Annotated in this window: 21 protein-coding genes and 2 pseudogenes; 16 read left to right on the top strand and 7 right to left on the bottom strand. The window is 54.0% G+C overall.

Features of this window, described 5'->3' with window-relative positions:
• Window position 1: 1 nt before the first annotated feature.
• The 4 genes from AC1ME2_RS14170 to purE form a co-directional block, all read right to left on the bottom strand.
• A complete protein-coding gene (locus tag AC1ME2_RS14170) occupies window positions 2-535 on the bottom strand; it encodes a DUF3299 domain-containing protein (RefSeq protein WP_480434732.1) in 534 nt (177 codons plus the stop codon).
• 85 nt (window positions 536-620) lie between these two features.
• Window positions 621-866 carry a GlsB/YeaQ/YmgE family stress response membrane protein gene (locus AC1ME2_RS14165; RefSeq protein WP_480434731.1) on the bottom strand — a complete coding sequence of 82 codons (246 nt, stop codon included), beginning with the start codon at window positions 864-866 and terminating at the stop codon, window positions 621-623.
• A gap of 179 nt (window positions 867-1,045) precedes the next feature.
• Window positions 1,046-2,128, bottom strand: a complete 1,083-nt coding sequence (locus AC1ME2_RS14160; RefSeq protein ID WP_480434730.1) for a 5-(carboxyamino)imidazole ribonucleotide synthase — start codon at window positions 2,126-2,128, stop codon at window positions 1,046-1,048.
• 9 nt (window positions 2,129-2,137) lie between these two features.
• Entirely contained in the window at window positions 2,138-2,629 is a 492-nt protein-coding gene (gene purE, locus AC1ME2_RS14155) for a 5-(carboxyamino)imidazole ribonucleotide mutase (RefSeq protein ID WP_480434729.1), read from the bottom strand.
• 400 nt (window positions 2,630-3,029) lie between these two features.
• Here purE and AC1ME2_RS14150 point away from each other — a divergent pair, with 400 nt between their 5' ends.
• Entirely contained in the window at window positions 3,030-3,671 is a 642-nt protein-coding gene (locus AC1ME2_RS14150) for a hypothetical protein (protein WP_480434727.1), read from the top strand.
• A 4-nt stretch (window positions 3,672-3,675) separates the two neighbouring features.
• Here the strand turns inward: AC1ME2_RS14150 and AC1ME2_RS14145 are convergent, their stop codons facing one another.
• Complete coding sequence (locus tag AC1ME2_RS14145) at window positions 3,676-4,587, bottom strand: LysR substrate-binding domain-containing protein (RefSeq protein WP_480442137.1); 912 nt, start codon at window positions 4,585-4,587, stop codon at window positions 3,676-3,678.
• A 204-nt stretch (window positions 4,588-4,791) separates the two neighbouring features.
• Between AC1ME2_RS14145 and aspA the strand changes: the two genes are divergently transcribed.
• The 9 genes from aspA to AC1ME2_RS14100 all read left to right on the top strand — a co-directional run bounded on the left by aspA (window position 4,792) and on the right by AC1ME2_RS14100 (window position 13,566).
• Window positions 4,792-6,216: an aspartate ammonia-lyase gene (aspA, locus tag AC1ME2_RS14140; RefSeq protein WP_480434726.1), complete on the top strand. Its 1,425-nt coding sequence runs from the start codon at window positions 4,792-4,794 to the stop codon at window positions 6,214-6,216.
• Window positions 6,217-6,391: 175 nt separating this feature from the next.
• Window positions 6,392-7,396 (top strand): asparaginase, encoded by a 1,005-nt coding sequence (locus tag AC1ME2_RS14135; protein WP_480434724.1) that lies wholly within the window; start codon window positions 6,392-6,394, stop codon window positions 7,394-7,396.
• 574 nt (window positions 7,397-7,970) lie between these two features.
• Entirely contained in the window at window positions 7,971-8,288 is a 318-nt protein-coding gene (locus AC1ME2_RS14130) for a hypothetical protein (protein WP_480434723.1), read from the top strand.
• A gap of 7 nt (window positions 8,289-8,295) precedes the next feature.
• On the top strand, window positions 8,296-9,324 hold the full coding sequence (locus AC1ME2_RS14125; RefSeq protein WP_480434722.1) for a hypothetical protein: 1,029 nt from the start codon (window positions 8,296-8,298) through the stop codon (window positions 9,322-9,324).
• A gap of 13 nt (window positions 9,325-9,337) precedes the next feature.
• Complete coding sequence (locus AC1ME2_RS14120; RefSeq protein WP_480434720.1) at window positions 9,338-10,606, top strand: ATP-grasp domain-containing protein; 1,269 nt, start codon at window positions 9,338-9,340, stop codon at window positions 10,604-10,606.
• Complete coding sequence (locus AC1ME2_RS14115; RefSeq protein WP_480434718.1) at window positions 10,594-11,295, top strand: class II glutamine amidotransferase; 702 nt, start codon at window positions 10,594-10,596, stop codon at window positions 11,293-11,295. Before AC1ME2_RS14120 ends, AC1ME2_RS14115 begins: the two co-directional genes overlap by 13 nt.
• A 10-nt stretch (window positions 11,296-11,305) precedes the next feature.
• Entirely contained in the window at window positions 11,306-12,106 is an 801-nt protein-coding gene (locus tag AC1ME2_RS14110; RefSeq protein WP_480434717.1) for a 2OG-Fe(II)-dependent halogenase WelO5 family protein, read from the top strand.
• Window positions 12,107-12,118: 12 nt separating this feature from the next.
• Complete coding sequence (locus AC1ME2_RS14105) at window positions 12,119-12,661, top strand: YbaK/EbsC family protein (RefSeq protein ID WP_480434716.1); 543 nt, start codon at window positions 12,119-12,121, stop codon at window positions 12,659-12,661.
• Window positions 12,658-13,566 (top strand): EamA family transporter, encoded by a 909-nt coding sequence (locus AC1ME2_RS14100; protein WP_480434715.1) that lies wholly within the window; start codon window positions 12,658-12,660, stop codon window positions 13,564-13,566. Before AC1ME2_RS14105 ends, AC1ME2_RS14100 begins: the two co-directional genes overlap by 4 nt.
• 58 nt (window positions 13,567-13,624) lie before the next feature.
• Here AC1ME2_RS14100 and AC1ME2_RS14095 read toward each other — a convergent pair.
• Window positions 13,625-13,750, bottom strand: a pseudogene (locus AC1ME2_RS14095) (effector protein); the annotation flags it as partial.
• A 98-nt stretch (window positions 13,751-13,848) separates the two neighbouring features.
• On the opposite strand from AC1ME2_RS14095, the pseudogene AC1ME2_RS14090 reads away from it, so the two are divergent.
• The 5 genes and pseudogenes from AC1ME2_RS14090 to tkt form a co-directional block, all read left to right on the top strand.
• Window positions 13,849-14,268 (top strand): annotated as a pseudogene (locus tag AC1ME2_RS14090) (L-asparaginase family protein); the annotation flags it as partial.
• Window positions 14,269-14,480: 212 nt separating this feature from the next.
• Window positions 14,481-15,065, top strand: coding sequence for a hypothetical protein (locus AC1ME2_RS14085; RefSeq protein ID WP_480434714.1), 585 nt, complete (start codon window positions 14,481-14,483; stop codon window positions 15,063-15,065).
• Between the two features lie 3 nt (window positions 15,066-15,068).
• Window positions 15,069-15,386 carry a hypothetical protein gene (locus tag AC1ME2_RS14080; RefSeq protein WP_480434713.1) on the top strand — a complete coding sequence of 106 codons (318 nt, stop codon included), beginning with the start codon at window positions 15,069-15,071 and terminating at the stop codon, window positions 15,384-15,386.
• Window positions 15,387-15,778: 392 nt separating this feature from the next.
• On the top strand, window positions 15,779-16,729 hold the full coding sequence (locus AC1ME2_RS14075) for an IS110 family RNA-guided transposase (protein WP_480434712.1): 951 nt from the start codon (window positions 15,779-15,781) through the stop codon (window positions 16,727-16,729).
• Between the two features lie 203 nt (window positions 16,730-16,932).
• Window positions 16,933-18,999 carry a transketolase gene (gene tkt, locus AC1ME2_RS14070; RefSeq protein WP_480434711.1) on the top strand — a complete coding sequence of 689 codons (2,067 nt, stop codon included), beginning with the start codon at window positions 16,933-16,935 and terminating at the stop codon, window positions 18,997-18,999.
• Between the two features lie 58 nt (window positions 19,000-19,057).
• On the opposite strand, the gene pdxR is transcribed toward tkt, so the two are convergent.
• Window positions 19,058-20,617, bottom strand: coding sequence for a MocR-like pyridoxine biosynthesis transcription factor PdxR (pdxR, locus tag AC1ME2_RS14065; protein WP_480434710.1), 1,560 nt, complete (start codon window positions 20,615-20,617; stop codon window positions 19,058-19,060).
• A 90-nt stretch (window positions 20,618-20,707) separates the two neighbouring features.
• Between pdxR and AC1ME2_RS14060 the strand changes: the two genes are divergently transcribed.
• Complete coding sequence (locus AC1ME2_RS14060) at window positions 20,708-21,331, top strand: FMN-binding negative transcriptional regulator (RefSeq protein ID WP_480434708.1); 624 nt, start codon at window positions 20,708-20,710, stop codon at window positions 21,329-21,331.
• Window positions 21,332-21,335 lie beyond the last annotated feature (4 nt).

Genomic DNA, 21,335 nt, shown 5'->3' with positions numbered 1-21,335 from the left:
GTTACAGGTCCGCTTCGACCACGGCGCGGACCTTCGAAGCATCCAGCGCGTAGGCCGCATCGGCCTTGTCATTGCTGACCGTCTCTACCTTCAGCGTGCCCATCACCCACAGCGGCGTATAGATATCGTCCAGTTTCAGCCCTTTGGGATAACGCACCAGCACCAATTGATTGGGTGGCGGTGGCGGCACATGGATGCACGCGCCCGGATAAGGGACGAGGAAGAACAAGGTACTGCGGCCTTTGGCGTCCGTTTCCAGGGGCACTGGATAACCACCGATACGAATATTTTTGCCGTTCATGGCGGGCACGGTCTTGGCCGAATACATCACGGCAGGCAAGCCTTTGCTCTGCTTCAAACCGCCCTTGGCGTCAAACGTCCCCTGCGCTTCCGGGGAGTTGTGATCGATTTCGGGCATGGCTTCGAGGGCTTTCTGATCCGACTTGGGCATCAGTTCGAGCCAATCGGTTTCTGGCAACTCGGCGCGAACCAATCCGGAGGTCAACAGCAGCGCAATAAAGAGAAGACGACGCATGGGGAGCTCGGCAATTTGAAGAGGGAGTAAGTGCCGACATTCTAGCCCTCTGTGCAAAATAACGCAGAGGGCCAATGAACAACTGTCAGTCTCTTTTGATCATGCTGTAAAGCACCAATAGCACCACCGCACCCACCAGCGCACCGAGGAAACCAGCACCCTGGCCTGCCTGATAAATACCCAGCGCCTGACCGCCGTAGGTCGCAACCAACGAGCCGCCGATACCCAGCAGGATGGTCATGATCCATCCCATGCTGTCATCGCCCGGCTTGATGAATCGCGCCAGCAAGCCAACGATCAAGCCGATAAAGATGGTTCCGATAATGCCCATGCCATTTCCTCTGTATGAATTAAATACGCCAAGCCTAGTCATGGTATTGGCATGCCTGCCATCAGAGGAGCAGAGGCAAGATTGGTTCCCGTACGTCAGCTGCAGCCTGATCACACACCCTGTGCAGCCTGTGTGGAGCGAATTCAGTCGCGAAGGCGATGTGTCAGGCGCAGGAATGCTTACAGCTTGATCAGCGCTTCAACCTTTTGGATCTGCTGATCCAGCGTCGCACGATCCGCACAGCGCAATGTGGCATGACCCACTTTGCGCCCGACCTTGAACGCCTTGCCGTAATGATGCAGATGGCAGTCATCTATGGCGATGACCTTACCCACAGCCGGCACCTCGCCAATGAAGTTGAGCATGGCGCTTTCGCCAATCTTGGCGGTAGAGCCCAATGGCAAACCAGCCACCGCCCGCAGGTGGTTTTCGAACTGGCTGCACTCAGCGCCTTCGGTGGTCCAATGCCCCGAGTTGTGCACACGAGGTGCAATCTCGTTGGCCTTCAAACCGCCGTCGACTTCGAAGAACTCGAACGCCAGCACGCCGACGTAATCGAGCTGCTTGAGTACGCGGCCGGCGTAATCCTCGGCCAGCGTTTGCAGCGGATGCTCGGTGCTGGCAATCGACAGGCGCAAAATACCGTTGTCGTGAGTGTTGTGCACCAACGGATAGAAGCGCGTTTCGCCATCGCGGCCGCGCACGGCGATCAGCGACACTTCGCCAGTGAACGGTACGAAACCTTCCAGCAAGCAGGCAACACTGCCCAGCTCCGCGAAGGTGCCGACCACGTCTGCCGGGGTACGCAGCACTTTCTGACCCTTGCCGTCATAGCCAAGGGTGCGGGTTTTCAGCACAGCGGGCAGGCCAATGCTGGCCACTGCAGCCTCAAGATCGGCTTGCGAGTGGATGTCGGCGAACGCAGGCGTTGGAATCTCAAGGTCCTTGAACATGCTCTTTTCGAACCAGCGATCACGGGCAATCCGCAGCGCTTCGGCGCTTGGGTACACCGGTACGAACTGCGACAGGAACGCCACGGTTTCTGCTGGAACACTTTCGAATTCGAAGGTCACCAGATCGACTTCATCGGCCAACTGGCGCAGGTGATCCTGATCGCCGTAATCAGCACGCAGATGCTCGCCCAACGCGGCAGCACAAGCGTCCGGCGCGGGGTCGAGAAAAGCGAAGTTCATGCCCAGCGGAGTACCTGCCAGAGCCAACATGCGACCCAACTGGCCGCCACCGATTACACCGATCTTCATGGAAAAACCTCAGGCGTCGCGTGGGTCTGGATTGTCCAGGACGCTGTCTGTCTGCTCAGTGCGGAATTTTTTCAGCACTGCATGGAATTGCGGGTGCTTGCCGCCGAGGATGCTGGCCGACAACAACGCGGCATTGATTGCGCCCGCTTTGCCGATGGCCAGGGTAGCAACAGGAATCCCGGCAGGCATCTGCACGATCGACAGCAGGGAATCCACGCCCGACAGCATCGACGACTGCACGGGCACGCCCAGCACCGGTAGATGCGTCTTGGCGGCGCACATGCCCGGCAAATGAGCAGCGCCGCCAGCACCGGCAATGATTACTTCAATGCCACGGGCCTCGGCCTGTTCGGCGTACTGGAACAGCAAATCCGGCGTCCGGTGGGCTGACACCACTTTGACTTCATAAGGGATGCCTAGCTTGTCCAGCATATCGGCGGTGTGGCTAAGGGTGGACCAATCGGACTTGGAGCCCATGATCACGCCAACCAGTGCGCTCATCGTCGTGCCTCTTCCATTGGGCGCCCGCAGGCGCGTCAAAAAACAAACAAGCCACGCGGGAGAACCGGCGGGGCTTGCTGGATGAATTATGGCCGGTCGAACCGGCCAAAGGCCGCGCAGTATACCTTAAAGCGCATGAAGAGAAGCACCTTCGACGACCTTCTGTCAGCAGGGCCTTGGCGAGGTCTGCGCACGGTACCCACGACCGAAATCCTCATGGCAAAACGTCCTACATCATCTGTACACAACTTACTACTTTATGTGGCGCCAACAGAAACTAACAAACCATGACGGTTTCGGCTTAGCTATTTTTATGCCTGACGTAAACAGACTTCTGGGTGTACACCCCGTCATTCAGCACGGACCTTAATCAACGAAACCTATTTTTATCGAGACGCCCATGCTTGTTCGCTTAAGAACACTCGCTTTCACACTAAGCACCCTGCTCTTCATCATCATTTCGCCCGCTTCTGCTGATGAAAAATTCACGAAGATGCCGCTAAATTTCTACGTATTCCTACACGATGATATTCCACAGGCCGAACGCGAAAACATCTCCAGGGACTACTTCTCCTGGCTACGAAAGGACCTTGAAAGCTTCACCAATCGCCGGGTATACGTGAACTTTGTACAAAACGTCGCGCCCATAACCCAGTACCCCTATCAAGGTGAAAACCTGACAAACATACTGGCCGGCTGGAGCGACGAAGTTAAGGGCTACGCCGACAAAAATAATCTACCCATTAACCGCAAAACCAAATACCTGCTGTTAACGAACGAAAAAATAAACGACCAAACGTTGGGTTTCGCCGGACATAAGCATTATGCCGGCATTGCATCACTGGGTAGTTACCCTGCCGCCGCACATGAACTGGGTCATATGCTCGGCGGCACCCATGACCACTCAGAGGTGTTGTACAAAGACGGTTGGTGGTGTGAAACAAATATATTCCCAACCCGCGTCAATGTAAGAGCTAACTGTTACCACTACAGCGACAAGAACAAAGAGGCCATCGTTGCCTATTTGAGCGAGTCGCCTTAAGCACTCAAGACGCGCCCTGTGCCGCACCGCCTTCAAGCTTGCGCCACAACAACCGCACGTTGGCCTTGCGCACCAGGGCGCAGCGGTACAAACGAATTTCCAGCGGTACATGCCATTGCGGGCCGCCACACACCACCAACTCACCCCGCGCCAGTTCAGCACGCACGCTGAGCTGGGGTACCCAAGCGATGCCCAGGCCTTCGAGCGCCATGCTCTTCAGGCTGTCAGCCATGGCTGTCTCGTAGACCGTGGTGAAGCGCAGGCTGCGCTGACGCAGCAGCAGGTTCACCGAACGCCCCAGAAATGCTCCGGCGCTGTAGGCCAGCAACGGCACGCTTGCCTCGCCTTCAAGGTCGAATAAAGGCTGACCGTTGGCGTCTGCCGCGCAGATGGGCAGCATCTCAGTGTGCCCAAGGTGCAGCGAGGGGAAGATTTCAGCGTCCATCTGCAGCGCCGCATCCGGGTCGTAGAAGGCCAGCATCAGATCGCAACCACCCTCACGCAGGGCGTGCACCGCATCGCCAACGTTGGTCGCCACCAGCCGGGTGGCAATGTTCAGTCCTTCGTTGCGCAGTTGGGCGATCCAACGTGGAAAAAAACCCAACGCCAAGGAGTGTGCCGCCGCGACTTGCATGACTTCGCCCTGCCCGCCTTCCAGGTGATGCAGATGGCGCAGCACCTCACCCAGCTGTTCGACGACCGTACGCGCGGTCACCAGAAACAATTGCCCGGCAGCCGTCAGTTCGATGGGCGTGCGCGAGCGATTGACCAGCGTCAGGCCCAGCGCCGATTCAAGACTGCGGATCCGGCGGCTGAAAGCAGGTTGCGTCACAAAACGGCGCTCGGCCGCCTGGGAAAAACTGCGGGTGGCGGCCAAGGCACTGAAGTCTTCCAGCCATTTACTTTCCAGGTTCATCATGTCCTCCGATCACTGCAAGCCCGCGCCTGCAAAAAAGCATCCGCACCGTGTTCATACGCTCGTCACAATCGTAACGTCACATCGACATTATGCCGTTTGTGCATAGGGCAGCGCTTAACAGCATTAGCCCAAAACTGTCTACAAGCCTAGCATCATAGGCGTTCCGGCATTGTCCGTGCCTTTTTTGAGACTATCTCTATCATGTCCTCCGCTGCATCATTGCGCATCGAAAAAGACCTGCTTGGCGTCCTCGAAGTACCCGCTGAAGCGTACTACGGCATCCAGACCCTGAGGGCGGTGAGCAACTTCCGTCTCTCCGGCGTTCCGATTTCGCATTACCCGAAGCTGGTCGTGGCCTTGGCCATGGTCAAGCAAGCCGCCGCTGACGCCAACCGCGAGCTCGGCCACCTCAGCGAAGCCAAGCACGCCGCCATCAGCGAAGCCTGTGCCCGTTTGGTTCGCGGCGATTTCCACGAGCAGTTCGTGGTGGACATGATTCAAGGCGGCGCTGGCACTTCAACCAACATGAATGCCAACGAAGTCATCGCCAACATCGCGCTGGAGGCCATGGGCCACAGCAAAGGCGAATACCAGTACCTGCACCCGAACAATGACGTAAACATGGCGCAATCGACCAACGACGCTTACCCGACGGCGATCCGTCTGGGCCTGCTGCTGGGTCATGACGCCTTGCTCGCCAGCCTCGACAGCCTGATCCAGGCGTTCGCCGCCAAGGGCCAGGAATTCAACCACGTTCTGAAAATGGGCCGTACCCAATTGCAGGACGCCGTGCCGATGACCCTCGGCCAGGAATTCCGCGCCTTCGCCACCACCCTGAATGAAGACCTCAACCGCCTGCGCAGCCTCGCTCCGGAACTGCTGACCGAAGTGAACCTGGGCGGCACCGCCATCGGCACCGGCATCAACGCCGACCCGCGTTATCAGCATCTGGCCGTATCGCGTCTGGCAATCATCAGCGGTCAACCGCTGGTGCCGGCCGCTGACCTGATCGAAGCCACGTCCGACATGGGCGCCTTCGTCCTGTTCTCGGGCATGCTCAAGCGCACCGCAGTCAAACTGTCGAAGATCTGCAACGACCTGCGCCTGCTGTCCAGCGGCCCACGTACCGGCATCAACGAAATCAACCTGCCAGCGCGTCAGCCAGGCAGCTCGATCATGCCCGGCAAGGTCAACCCGGTAATCCCGGAAGCGGTCAACCAGGTGGCATTCGAAATCATCGGCAACGACCTGACGCTGACCATGGCCGCTGAAGGCGGTCAATTGCAGCTGAACGTGATGGAGCCGCTGATCGCTTACAAGATTTTCGACTCGATCCGCCTGCTGCAACGCGCCATGGACATGCTGCGCGAGCATTGCATCGTCGGCATCACCGCCAACGAAGCGCGCTGCCGCGAACTGGTCGAGCACTCGATTGGTCTGGTCACCGCCCTGAACCCGTACATTGGCTATGAAAACGCCACCCGTATCGCCCGCATCGCGCTGGAAAGCGGCCGAGGCGTACTGGAACTGGTGCGTGAAGAAGGCTTGCTCGACGATGCCATGCTCGCCGACATCCTGCGCCCGGAAAACATGATTGCTCCACGCTTGGTGCCGTTGAAGGCCTGACCTTCAGCGCCCACGGCGCAACCCGCAATACGCTCACCAGGCGGAGGGATTAGACACCCCTCTCCCTTTTGAGGGCCCGAAGATCACTCTTCAGGCCCTTTTTTTTTGCCAGCTTGTTTTTACTTTTCACCAGACACGCCATAGCCTTGGCTCGATCAATCAAAGGAGAAGTGCCATGAATCGCGAAACCCCGCCACCCGCTCAGCAAGTCATGGTGCTGTACACCGGCGGCACCATCGGCATGCAAGCCAGCGCCAATGGCCTGGCGCCGGCTTCGGGATTCGAGGCGCGGATGGCCGAGCAACTGGCTGCCCACCCGGAGTTGAAGGTACCGAACTGGCGGTTTCGCGAGTTGTTGCCGCTGATCGACAGCGCCAACATGACCCCCGCCTACTGGCAGCGCCTGCGTGAAGCGGTGATCGAGGCCGTGGATGTCGATGGCTGCGACGCGGTATTGATCCTGCACGGCACTGACACCCTGGCCTACAGCGCGGCGGCGATGAGCTTTCAGTTGCTCGGCCTGAGCGCACCGGTGTTGTTTACCGGTTCGATGCTGCCCGCTGGCGTCGAGAACAGCGATGCCTGGGAAAACCTCAACGGCGCCCTGCTCGCTCTCGGTAAAGGCCTGAAATCCGGCGTGCAGCTGTACTTCCATGGGGAGTTGCTGGCACCGACCCGCTGCGCAAAAATCCGCAGTTTCGGCCGTCATCCCTTCGCGACGTTGCAGCGTAACGCAGGAGGACTACCGCTGGCCAAGCTGCCCGACCACTTGAAATATACACAACCAAAATCACTCGCCAAGGTAGCAGTGCTTCCGTTAGTGCCAGGATTTGCAGTGCAGTTGCTGACTACCGCCATCGACAGTGGCATCCAAGGCATAATTTTGGAGTGTTTTGGCAACGGCACAGGTCCTAGCAACGATCTTGAGTTTCTCAACGGTCTACAGCGGGCCTACGAACAAAATATCGTGGTTGTCGCAATTACCCAGTGTCAGGAAGGCGGTATTTTGCTGGACATATATGAAGCGGGTAACGAGCTACGTCGCGCCGGTGTCCTGTCTGGAGGCGGCATGACCCGCGAAGCCGCGTTCGGCAAGCTGCATGCGTTATTGGGTGCGGGCCTTACGTTCGACGAAGTCCGACGACTGGTAGAACGAGATCTATGTGGTGAATTGAGCTAACAGCGCCTATCTACGGAGAACTTCGATCTTTTAGGCGTATCGCTACACGCTCGGAGCGCTCCTAACCCAGCACCTGTATATTGGTCAGTCGACCGACCTGGCGGCGGGTCTGGTTTCAAGAAAATGGACCCCGGACAGCTTTGACGGGTGGGTTAGGGCAAATTCCCCGGCTCGCTGGATCATGCCCTGATATCGCGCCCCCTGAATCGTGGCGCGTTCTTCAATGCTGGGTTCTGTATATGACATGGCAGCACCTTACCGGAGGTAATGTGTTGCACTCAGTTTTTTTCAGCCGCCCTCCTACCTCTATCTACGAAAAAATTCTCACCCAAACCAAACCTACCCCCTACAGTTGTCGGGATTGTGGAAAGGCTATAAGACTAGTAGCTTAATATGCAACAGCAGCGCTACGACGCAAGTACACTCTCCGCCGAGTATTGACACTGCGGCAGCTTGTCCACAACTCGATCAAAGAGCAGTTGATTCGCCCGCGACAAAACAACACCTTGCCCATGTATATCCAATCAGCTATTTACACACTTATAGCTTATCCATGATAAAAAAGGCACCCGCTATGCAAGATATAACGAGAACCTTGAGCAGGTATTTTACGGAAAAAGATATACAGTCCGCCGAACGTTGTGCCGCGCGGCTTATCAATTGCTTGCCGACAAAAAAACGTTTGAGCGATAACTGTATCTTCCTCGCCTACGGTGGTGGCAAAGACAGCAGCTATATGGTCGCCTACGTTCGGTACATTCAAGGACTGGTATTGCAAAGGTACGGCGATACTTTTTCATTACGTATTAGTACCAATCGCCACGCGGGTATGAACACCGCAGTAATTGAAAATATTGACCGTGTCTATCAAGCGCTAGCGAAATCGGACTGATATTCTAATGAGCGGGCATCGCTTCCGCGCGGACGCGCGTTCTACATTTTGCAATGCTTGCAACCTAAGTATGGTGAACTCATTCGGCCTTGCCGCCCATTATAAATCAGGTGTGGACATCATCATTACGGGGGATTCGACTGAAGAGCAAACGGCGTACTTCGCCTGGGCCAGGCACCTTTCCCGCATTTTTGGTGCACCTACAGTTGATAAGGCCAAAGGGTTTGGAAACTTTTTAAAAACGCTAGACGGTGTTGCTGAACGCTATTTCTGCAATCTTTATGGGGAGGATGGGATATTACCGGAACACCGGATAACTTACGATCTCCCACGCGACCCGATATTTTTCAATATTTATCAAGATACTTCTTACCAGTCAGGTCACCATTGGAAACTACTGACGGATTTTTTAGGCTTCCGATTTGATGAATTAATGTTCAGCTTCTCCGAATCCGATTGTGGAAATCCTACGTTGATGGCGCACCTTCGCGGTTTGCGTTCTGAGTCGCTGCTGGGGCTAAACTATGAAGAAGGCGTAAGGCAATATTCAGATTTTGCGATCAGCCTGATGAAAAAGAAGGCGTTTCCTCCTAGGCTTATAGAGATGATGTCGGACCGCTATGCCACTACTTCGGCAATAATCCACCAACGGGAACTGGCTGAAAAATATGCACTGGATGCGTTTGAACTAAATGCCACCAACCTGATATGCATGATCTATTCACCATTCACCCAAGGGGGGAAATATTTAAATATATACCTTGAACAACAACAAATAAATTGCCTATCGCGCAACATCCATCTAACACTAATAAATAGCGACGATTCGATCGACGAAACCGGCTTACTGCTAGAAAGACTATCTGGTTTATCGCTAAAGCATCTTCGTCAATGCTACCGCAGCAATCTGGTTCCGTCCCTACTTGAAAGCCAAGACGTCAAAGACCCGATGTCTCTTATATTGCGTCACGATCCGCATAAGGCCGTAATCCAGGTCAAAAATAGCACATCGCAAGAAATCATTTCTGGACGCTGATAGTAGAATAAAAATGATGAAGAAAATATTTTTGCAAATTGGCGCTACACGTGACGGATTAAATCCTTACGAAAACGTCGCCCAAAGATTAAATTACTACACTGTACTTGTTGAGTCGTCAGAATTCATAGATTATCAATCAGCTTTCAATGAATATAACTTTAATTACATTTTACGTGTGAACGATCCCGCCGACCCGCAGGAAATAATAGATGCCTATCAGTGTATTGGCCTATCCAATATGCCGACCATTGTCCTCCCCGGATTCGAAGCTTACAATAAAAGCGCTTACCAGCTACGCAACTTATTACCTGGAAACCCGATCACCAAATTTTTCCCATTGGATAAACGTGCCCAACGCTTAGCACTTTCCCGCAGTAAACATCCGCAGCCATGGTTTAATTACTTTAAGTCTTTAGACATCATCCCCAGAACCATGCCCACCGCGCTTTACCCTTTCATTATTAAACCCGTAGACAGCGGGGGAGGACTCGGCGTTTGGTTAATTTCCTCGGATCACGAATTGGAAAACGCACTCCAAGAGTTTGAAAAAATCGCTAACTACGGTGGTAGGGATTTTTCAGGTTTCTTAATTGAGCAATACCTGGACGGTCAAGAGTATTCATTGCAAGGAGTAGTCAGTGAAAATAAACCGTATGCTTTAGCTTGTTGCAGAAAAATAATCGAACGCGAGGTGAAACAAGGGAAACCCATAGGATTTCGCGAGTCAGGCCACGTAGCATTTTCTTCCAATTGCGTACCCGAATCATTTAAACAGTTGATGGATTGTTGCTGTGAGTGCTTTGGCTATGCAGAAGGTGCCTTTCACATTGATTTTATCGTTTTCAACGACGTACCTTATTTTATCGAAATGGGGTTCCGTATGTCGGGAATGGGAGTAAGTACCCTAGTCGACAATGTTTCAGGAATGAACTGGGCCGACATTAGCTTCCAGATTGAAGAAGGAAAACATTTTTCGAGTTTCAAATACGATGTTGGTAATAGGGCTGTGGGCCAGCTACGTATACGCAACCCTCATCAATTGAAGGCAGCTGAGTATCTCATTCGACGATATAAAAACGGCACTATCAAGTATTCAGATCCGATTTCTGAAACGGCTCATCACTCTTCATTGCTTTTCGCGGACTTATCACGTCATTCAGGAGTCTTGGGCACGCTCGAACTGCACGAAAAGCACCATGACCGGGTAATCGAACAATTCACCTCGATCATCCATTGTACGGTCCCCGCTCCTCAGGAACACCTCCCATGTGCAGAATGATTCTGGCTCAAGGTAACTTTTCTACTTCTGCCGTTTTTGAAGCCGCGGTAGCCATGAGTCGCGGCGTTACAGCGACGCACGAATGTCCTATAAAACAACATTCGGATGGGTGGGGGTGCTTATGGTTTGAGGACGGCGAAATTCGGACGATGCACAGTGATGAATGGCTTGCTGAGGAAGCTCACAGTATAAACTTAAATCATATTAACAGTTCATTTTTAGCAATTCATGTTCGTCATGCAACCTTAGCGACGAACCAAGGGAAGACGTTTTCCCATCCAGTGATGAAGTCAACTGACGCAATGACTTGGTATATGATGCACAACGGGTTTCTACCAACTGTCCATAAAAATCTATGTATGGAGCAATCTACATTCGACTCAGCAGAATACCTAGAATATATAATTAGCGATAACCCACAACCCTGTCTGTCAAGCGAATGGCTGAATAGGAAAATAGCCTGTCTAGAACCAGGAGGTTCCGCCGCAAATGCTTTTTTTGTAAACAAAATCGCAGCCTATGCGTATCAACGCTATCCGGAATGTTCGCCTTTTTCAAAATATTTTACAATGAGTGTCTGTGAGTATAAAAAAGCCACATACGTCGCGTCCGAAATGATCTCGACGCTAGCCACGAAATCAAACTGGCGACAGTTAAATAATGGTGAGCTGATCAAATTTAAACTATAAGGTCGACGTAATGGAAAGCTTTAGCGAAATACTAATCTTGACACCTACGGATATACCCGATTTTGATTTGCTAGAAAAATTAACAAAAACGATCATCCCCATTATCGTTTTACGGGGCTTTATTCAGGAGCCCGTCAGAACCGAAGCTGTCAATGACCTGATAGGTTGTCGTGACCATCACCAGACCACGCGCTATGTAAATGCCTCATTAACTACGCTAGGACCCTATATTGCAAAGCATATTTTTCAACCCAGGAAGTATTTTTCTTTAACCCGAGAAATTGATGGGTGCTTGCCAATTTCAATCCCCCTATTAAGACGACAGGTCTACGATCTTATAAAAACCCACATGAAGCTCGATAGATTGGATACTGCCATTGATACTATACATGGTAAGTATTCAGGTTCGATCGTACGCTTCCATGCAGACGGTATCGCTAATCCGTTGCACAATGACAACATCGCACGTGACGCCAATGCGATAACTTTAACCATTAAAGGAATTGAACATCAGTTGAGTTGCGTCGTGTGCTTACAAGAGTGTACTGGTGGTGGAGCGTTACGCCTTTATAAGAAAAAATGGTGCTCCGAGGACGAACAATTTAAAACCACCGGGGCACTGGGCTATCAGCCTACTGTTGTTGCACAAGCGCAAACCTGCGTCTTCAAACCTCAAAATGGGGATATCTATATTTTCGATCCGGGATTTTATCATGAAATAGACAGGGTCGAAGGTGATGAAAGAATTACTATGGGCTTTTTTTTTGGCGTCCTCAAACATACACGCAGTGAAGCAATCGCATGGAGTTAACAGGGAATCACAATGAAGATTTTTGAAAAATTAGCAGACATGTTCAAGGCATTAGATATTCAGTGCAGCTTAATTGAACACCCTCCTGAAGGCCGCACAAATCTGGCTAGCAAGATCCGCGGGCACGCACTGGATCAAGCGGCTAAAGCTATGGTGGTGCAAGTGGTATCCATCTCTGCGCCCGCGCAATACATCTTGGCGGTCGTTGCGGGTGATAGCAAAGTTGATTTTAAAGCCATCGCTAAATTATTCAATGCAAAGAAAGCGCGACTTGCAACGGCAGACACTGCGAGGGAACTGACTGGTTGTGAAATGGGAGCCATTCCCCCACTATCGTTCGATGCCCGCCTGTCTTTATTAGTCGACAGTAAAATAAAATCGGCTGGCACACTTTTCTTCAATGCTGGAAGGCTGGACAAATCATTTTCAATTTCTGTAGAGGATTATTTTCACATCGTAGGGGATGTCTACATTGGAAAAATTGCAACCTTGGACATTACCCATAAACTCCCTACTTACAGCGATGATCAAGAGATCACTGGGGTGTCGACGTGATAATTAGAGACGTTGCATTAGCATTTCTCGTTGTCTTCATATGGGGTATTAACTTTGTCATTATAAAACTGGGACTGGACGGTATGCCTCCCTTCCTATTGGCTACTCTTAGATTTTCAGCAGTCGCCATACCAGCAGTGTTTTTTATTCCCCCTCCTAAAGTTCCCCTGACGTGGATGGTACTGTACGGGATGACGATGAGTTTCGGACAGTTTGCCTTCCTTTTTTGCGCGATCAATTTAGGAATGCCTGCTGGCGCGGCATCACTGGTCATACAATCCCAAGTGTTTTTTACGGTTTTGCTTAGTGTTCTATTTCTGCGTGAAAAGCTGGTAGCCAGGCAGACAGCAGGCATTCTGATCGCTGTCGCGGGCATGGGAGTATTATTTCGCAGCGGCGTGTCCAGCGGTACTGGCTTACCTGTAACCGGCTTTATGTTGACAGTCGGGGCTGCCTTATCGTGGGCCATCGGAAATATTAGCACTAAATTTATTATGCGCAGAAACCCTAGCGTCAAGATTATGTCATTAGTCATTTGGGGCGCTTCGGTTCCAATTATTCCTTTTTTTGTATGCTCTTGGTTGTTTGAAGGCAGGTCTATCATTGAGGACAGCTTAGTTTATATCCAGTGGGGGACTGTGCTCGCGATTTTATATCTCGCTATTTTTGCGACCCTTATTGGTTATGCCATTTGGGGTAATTTACTGGCGCGCTATGAGAGCTGGCGCGTTGTGCCATTCGCGCTGCTTGTACCTATTATCGGGCTAATTAGCGCATCGATTATTTTGCACGAAGAACTTTCAGCCATGCAGATTGTTGGCGGGAGTATTACGTTGGCAGGGCTTATGGTCAATGTTTTCGGGCTGGATGCTTTCAAACGACTCAACGCTTTACGTATCAAGTAAATGGATAACTCGATTCTTTCGCACTGCGCGGGCAGTGCTCGCGCCCAAGAGAATCGATCATCGAGATCTTACGCTCCAGGTAAAGCATAAAATCGATCGTGACAATGACATTCCAAACCAAGAGCCAGACCAGCGACCAACCTACACAGGACAGGGTTTTGATTAAAAATCGGTACTTCTCGATGATTGCACGCGGCAAGTGACTACCTCATTCGAAGACAACACGGGCACCACGCCCAAGGGTTCGAATGAGTTTTGTTCAGAGGATTCGGCGGCCCATCGTCAGCGCTGGATTATCGTCAGCCGAAAAGCATCGCCAACGTCGCCGTGCTGCCCTTGTTTCCCGGCATCAGCGCGCAACACCTGGATGCTTTACTCGACAGCGGGATTCAGGCGCTGGTTCTGGAATGCTACGGCAGCGGCACCGGCCCCAGTGATAACCCGGCATTCCTTGCCAGCCTGCAACGCGCCCGGCAACGCGGCATCTGCGTGGTCGCGATTACCCAGTGCCATGAAGGCGGCGTCGAACTGGACATCTACGAAGCCGGCAGCCGACTGCGCGGCGTCGGCGTGTTGTCGGGTGGCGGCATGACCCGCGAAGCGGCGTTTGGCAAACTCCACGCCCTGCTCGGCGCGGGGCTTGCGCAGGCCGAAGTGCGACGCCTGGTTGAGCTGGATGTGTGTGGGGAATTAGGGGACTGATTTATTTTTCGCGCGCTTTGAAAAATCAGGTTTCCATCCAGCACAAAACTGGAGGAGGAGGCTTGCCCGCGAACAGATCATGAAATCCACTGCAAAAAATACCTGACCAGTAAATATCGGGAAATTTCCTACCTATCTAAAAGAAGCTCCTGATAGTCAGCGATGCAGTTAAGAGCCAAATTCTCACAACTTCCGTGAGAGGCTAAATTCCGATGCGTAAATCTTTAGTCGCTATAACTGTTTCATGCCTGACCTCTCCTGCCTGGGCCGACAGCTGTTCACTCCCACCCTTGCAATCAAAAACGCTGTCCTATGAGCAGGGTAACGACGTGCCCGTTATTACGGGCCCCTACCAATTTAATTTACCTGAAAAACCGACTGCGCTTTTGGCGTTTGAAGGCGTGATGGCTGTCTATCCGGAAAAAGAATATGTCAGCTACCAGTTTGTCTCGGATATAAGCGTCGCTCAAATGCTGCCCCAGCTCACCACTCGCAAGCTTTCAACCGCCGCACTTGATCGATATTTATACGGCGTTGATACCCTCGACGATCTAAACGCAAGCGATCAGAAACTCATTAAAGGAATGCGCTCTGACCTGAACCTTGACTGTCATGCCCAATTGACGCTTTACAGCGTGGGCAAAGGCGTTGACGTCATATTTCAGGACGCCTCCCGTTCCGATGCCGAATACCGAATGCTGTATTTTTCAAACAATTCGACCCACCTCATTAGCGTGAAAGGAACGAGAGAAAGAGCGTTAACCGTTCTACAAAGCATCAAGAAAAGGAATTTGTAAAAAATGGACGAAAGTGAAAAGCAGGAGCTGCGAGAGGTGCTAGTGGCTTGGTATGGCCTACAAGCAAATAATTGGGACATGACCGACGAGCTGCTGAATCTGGTCATGGAAATGATGAGGGAGATGCGAAGTTGTACTGCGGCCATGGTTTTAGTGCCTGAGCCTATAACGTTTGGAAGTGCGTTAACGCAATTGGCGAAGTCAGCAATAAAGCGGTTCGTGAAACAGCTGAAGGATGATACTCATATTTACAAGGCGTGCGGGACTAGGGTTTTGTTGAACTACAAAAGCAGAATAGCAATGGCTGGACTGGGCATTTAGTCGCCATCTGTAGAAGCTAACTCGCCTGCGAAGGCCGTACGGCGCAGTCCATCCGTTACACCGCAGCGCGGCCTTCGCAGGCAAGCCTCCCACAATGGATCGCATATCTCTGAGGAAGCAGGCCTGCCTGCTCCCTCAGGTGTGGGGAGTTGCGGTAACCGCTGGGCCGCCTTCGCGAATAAATTCGCTTGTATGGTAGGACTTGAAGGGGTGGTGGGACGAACAATTCGCTTCTGACTGCTGACACAGTACAGACCGTGGGAGACCTCGCCCCACCCCTTCCACCAAAGCGCCGATAAAGAATGCATCGTGTAAGAGCGACGATAGAAACAAGCCTGCGCCTCTTGGTGAAACCCCAACAAGTCCTGAAACCTTATCGCGGAGCGCCGTCCATGGCAAACCCAGTCGTGAAGTCTGTCGTGGGCATAGATACTGCCAAATTAGAGCTCGTCACTTATCAAGCAGACCTTGATTTGCTTGAGGCGATTGTTAATCAAAGACCTGCGATCAAGCGCTGGCTTAAAACGTTGTCAGCCGCTACCGCGATCGCGATTGAGGCGACCAATATTTATCACCACGATGTAGTGGAGCTGGCTTATGAAGCGGGCTTTGATATCTACATCGTCGACGGCTACCAGCTCAGTAACTATCGAAAAGGCGTGGGCGGCCGAAGCAAAACCGATGCTTCCGACGCTCGCTTGCTGGCCCGCTTCCTCACCAACGAAGGCAAGGATTTACGTCCCTGGACACCGCCACCAGCGGTCTATGGCAAGCTGCAAAGCCTTCTGCGGCGCCGAGCTGCGTTGGTTCAGGCCAAGACGAGTCTGACGCAAAGCTGGTCAAATGATGCCCTGTTGAAAACAGCGTTTGCCGAATTCACTAAGTCGATGGAGCGCCTGGATCTGATTGTGCAGAAAATGCTCAAGGAGGTCTTGCGCGAGGCCGGTTTGCTTGAGCAAGTGACTCGGTGTCAGGCCGTAGAGGGCATTGGTTTTCTAACCGCTACTGCGCTGGTTATGGCATTTGTCCGAGGCAAATTTTCCAGTGCCGACAGCTACATCGCTTTTTTGGGATTAGATTTAAGGGTCTCAGACTCAGGACAAAAGAATGGTCGGCGACGACTGACAAAACGAGGATGCTCTGAAATTCGCCGACTGCTGCACAACGCAGCCATGTCGGCGAGTCGATCTGCGGCCTGGAAAGGTTTCTACGAAGAACACCGGAGTGGGGGCAAAGCGACAACCCAAGTACTGGTTATGCTTGCCCGAAAACTCGCACGAGTAGCGTTCTCCCTGTTGAAAAACCAGAGCACATATCAAACCAAAAGCGCGATTATGGCTTGATCACCACCATAGAATCTCCCACACAGCCTGCACAAGATTAATGTTCACCGTAGGTCTTGTGGAAAACACAACCTCACAGTGGGAGCGAATTCATTCGCGAAGACGACCTGCCAGGCTGTCTGCATTTTCAAGGAACAAACCTACCCTCCCCGTGCTCCCATTTATCTGGATGTCTGGCAGCACGTCACCGAGGGTTAATTCAAATGGGATCGTCTTCAACGTCTTCCACCACCGACCAACTGTGCATCAACACCATCCGCACGCTTGCCATGGACGCTGTGCAGAAGGCCAATTCCGGCCACCCCGGTACGCCCATGGCGCTGGCACCGGTGGGCTACACGGTCTGGAACCAATTTCTTCGCTATCACCCTGAGCACCCCGACTGGCCTAATCGCGACCGCTTCGTGCTCTCCGTCGGCCACGCGTCGATGCTTTTGTATTCGCTGCTGCACCTGGCAGGCGTGATTGAGATCGACGAACACGGCAAGCCGTCAGGCAAACCGGCGGTCAGCCTGGAAGACATCAAACAGTTTCGCCAACTCGACTCCAAGACCCCCGGCCATCCGGAATACCGCATGACCACGGGTGTCGAAACCACCACCGGGCCACTCGGCCAGGGCTGCGCCAATAGCGTCGGCATGGCGATGGCCGAGCGATGGCTGGGGACACGTTTCAATCGCCCCGACTCGACGCTGTTCGACTACAGCGTTTATGCCGTGTGTGGCGATGGCGACATGATGGAAGGCGTGACCGGGGAAGCGGCCTCGATTGCCGGACACCTCAAACTCGCCAACCTGTGTTGGATCTACGACAACAACACCATCACCATCGAAGGCCATACCGAACTGGCGTTCGACGAAGACATTCAGACTCGCTTCAAAGGCTACGGCTGGAACACGCTGCATGTCACCGACGCCAATGACACGGTTGCGCTCGCCAAGGCCTTGGAGATATTCAAAAGAACTCAAGACGCCCCAACCTTGATCGTGGTCGACAGCGTGATCGGCTATGGCTCTCCCCATAAGCACAACACGTCGGCCGCCCACGGCGAACCCTTGGGTGTCGAAGAGATTCGCCTGACTAAAAAATTCTATGGCTGGGATGAGAACGCTAGCTTCCTCGTCCCGGACGACGCACGCGATTATCTGCGCGACTCGCTGATCGAGCGCAACGCCCCTGACTACGAGGCGTGGCAAAAGACCCTCGCCGACCTGGGCCGTGACGACCCGGCACTGGCCGATCAATTGCGGCGCATGCGTGCCGGTGAGATGCCTGATCAGTGGCAGGACGAACTTGAAAAATTCGAGACCGATGCCAAGGGGATCGCCTCCCGCGCCTCGGGTGGCAAAGTACTCAATGCCTTCGCCGCGAAAATCCCGTGGCTGATCGGCGGCTCGGCTGACCTGTCGCCATCGACCAAAACCAATCTCACGTTCGACGGCGCTGGCAGCTATTCAGCGCAAAACTACGGCGGCCGCAACCTGCACTTCGGCATCCGCGAACACGCCATGGGCTCCATCGCCAATGGCCTGGCGCTGTCTTACATTCGCCCTTACACCTCAACGTTTCTGGTGTTCAGCGACTACATGAAACCGCCGATTCGCCTGGCGTCGATCATGGAGCTGCCGGTGATTTTTGTCTTTACCCACGACTCCATTGGTGTGGGCGAAGACGGCCCGACTCACCAGCCCATCGAACAGCTGACCCAGCTCCGGGCCACACCCGGCCTGCTGACCCTGCGCCCCGGCGATGCCAACGAAACCACCCAAGCCTGGAAAGTGGCACTGGCGCAAACCCATCGGCCTTCGTGCATTGTGCTGTCGCGCCAACCGCTGCCGACCCTGGACCGTACGCGCTATGCCTCGGCTGAAGGCACCGCGCGCGGCGCCTATGTGCTGGGTGATGCTGGCAAAGGGCGGCCTTCGATAATCCTGATCGCCACCGGTAGCGAAGTGGGCATGACCGTGGAAGCGTACGAAAGACTCACGTCCGAAGGCGTGGCGGTGCGGGTGGTTTCAATGCCCAGTTGGGAGCTGTTCGAAGACCAGGACCAGGCTTATCGCGACAGCGTACTGCCGCCGAGCGTCAGTGCCCGAGTGGTGGTCGAGCAGGCAGGCCCCGTGGGCTGGGATCGGTACGTTGGCAACACCGGCGCCAAGGTGGTCATGAACTCCTTCGGGGCCTCGGCGCCGATTGAGAAGCTGCAAGCCAAGTTTGGTTTCACGGTGGATAACATCGTGAAGGTGGCTAAGGAGCAATTGGCCAAGTAACGTGCGTGAGCGCCGATGATCCTCACCGGTCATGTAGACGGCGCCACGTATAAAGCCCTTACTCTTTCCAGACCCTGTGCAGCTTGACCAACGCCTCACCAATACGAGGCTCCGGCACGGCAGCAAAACCCAGCACCAGGCCTGCGCGGCTGTCCTCGGGCTCACTCGACTCTGGCAGCCAATAGCTGCTCAGCGGGTTGATCTCGACGCCGACGCTTTCGGCCTTGGCCACCAGCTCGCGCTCGCGAGCCAGGCTGTCCACGGTCACGGCGACGTGCAGCCCCGCCACTACTTTGGGCATCGCGCCACAACCAGGCACGTCTTCAGGCCAGCCTGCCAACAGCGCATCGCGACGACTCAAGGCCGCACGGCGCATGCGGCGGATGTGTCGCTGGAAATGCCCGGCAGCAATGAACTCAGCCATCACCGCCTGAGTGCTGACTTCGGAGTGCCGCATGTCCAGCGCTCGCCGCTGACCGAACGCACTCACCAGCGCCAATGGCAGCACCAGATACCCCAGACGCAACGCTGGAAAGGCGATCTTGCCGAAGGTGCCGACATATAACACGCGCCCATGCCGATCCAGTGCCGCCAAGGGAGCCAAAGGCGCGCCGCTGTAGCGGTACTCGCCGTCGTAATCGTCCTCGACGATCCAGCCTTGGGTGCGCTCGGCCCAGGCCAGCAACTCCAGGCGCCGTGCCAGGCTCATGGTCACGCCCGTGGGGTATTGGTGTGATGGCGTGACGTAGGCCAGCGTGCAATCGCTGTGCAGCAGTTGCGCGCAACACATCCCCTCGTTATCCACCGCGATACCGTGCAGGCGCGCACCGGCGATGGCGAACGCATGACCGGCCGCGCGATAGCCGGGATTCTCCACCGCGACAGCATCACCCGGCTCCAACAACAGCTGTGCACAAAGGCTAATTGCTTGCTGCGCCCCGCTGGTGATCACTATTTGCTCAGCGCTGCAATGAAGGCCCCGCGAGCTGCGCAAATACGCTGAAATCAATTCACGCAGGCGCCAATCCCCGGCGGGCTCTCCATACCCCAACTTCCCCAGGTCCGGTTTTCGCCAAAATGCCGCCTGTAACTTGCCCCAAACACTAAAAGGGAACAGGTCAAACGCTGGCACACCCACCCGAAAAGCCCGTGGCGCATCGCCCCGGGGCTTGGGTAAATGATGTTGTTCAAGGAGATTCAGCGCCGAACTGTGGATAACTTTACTGGATAAAACGTCAGCCATTTCGGGCAAAATTGTGGATAAACCTGTGGGTAAGCCTGTTGATAACCCTGTGGACAGTTTGGTGGATAAATAATTGGAGGAGCGCTTCGTCGCGCTCGGTTTTGTCGGCAACTGCGCAACGTAAGTGCCATCCCCTATACGGCCTTCGATGAAACCCTCGGCATAGAGCTGGTCGTAGGCGCGCATCACGCTGTTGCGCGAAATGGACAGTGACGTCGCCAAATCACGGGTGGCCGGCAGGCGCGTGCCGCTGCTCAAACCACCGTCGAGGATGCGCTGGCGCAGGAGTTGATACAGCTGCCGGCTGAGTCCACGACGTCGATCAAGTTCGATGCCCGCAAGATTGAACGGAAAAGACAGCGCACTGGCGGACATGACATTGGCCCTATGAAATTGATTGGGAATGGCTCTTACAACCAACCAATAGCCTGCCTAGGATTTAGCCATCAGCCAAGGAAAAGCTTTATGTACATACCCCGCGCATTCAACGAAGACGACCTTTCCACCCTTCATCGGCAAATCGAAGGCACGCGCTTGGGCATTCTTGTGACCCATGGCGCCCAAGGCCTCCTGGCCAATCACATCCCCCTGCTGCTCAGTCCTGAGCAAGGGCCTTACGGAACGCTGCATGGGCACCTGGCCAAAGCCAATCCGCAATGGCAGGAACTGGCGGCCGGCGCCGAGGCCTTGCTCATCTTTGCGGGGCCGGACGCTTACGTCAGCCCGTCGTTTTACCCGAGCAAGGCTGAACACGGCCAAGCGGTCCCGACCTGGAACTACCTCGCGGTCCATGCCTACGGCGTGGCGGAGGTGTTCCACGACCCCCATCGCCTGCGCGACCTGGTCCGCGCGCTGACTGAGAAGCATGAAACGGGTCGCGCCAAGCCCTGGACACTGGAGGACGCGCCCGCCGACTATATCGACAAGATGCTCGGCGCCATCGTCGGCTTTGCAGTGCCTATCAGCCGACTGGAAGGCAAACGCAAACTCACCCAGAACCGCAGCGCGGCAGATATTGCTGGCGTGCGTGACGGATTGGCTGCCAGCACTGAACCCAATGATCACGAAATCGCCAACTTGATGCGCTAAGGAA

It is taken from the genome of Pseudomonas sp. ASL9, from assembly GCF_056680335.1.
The sequence above is the reverse complement of the archived record's forward strand: the minus strand, read 5'-3'. Positions and strand labels throughout refer to the sequence as shown.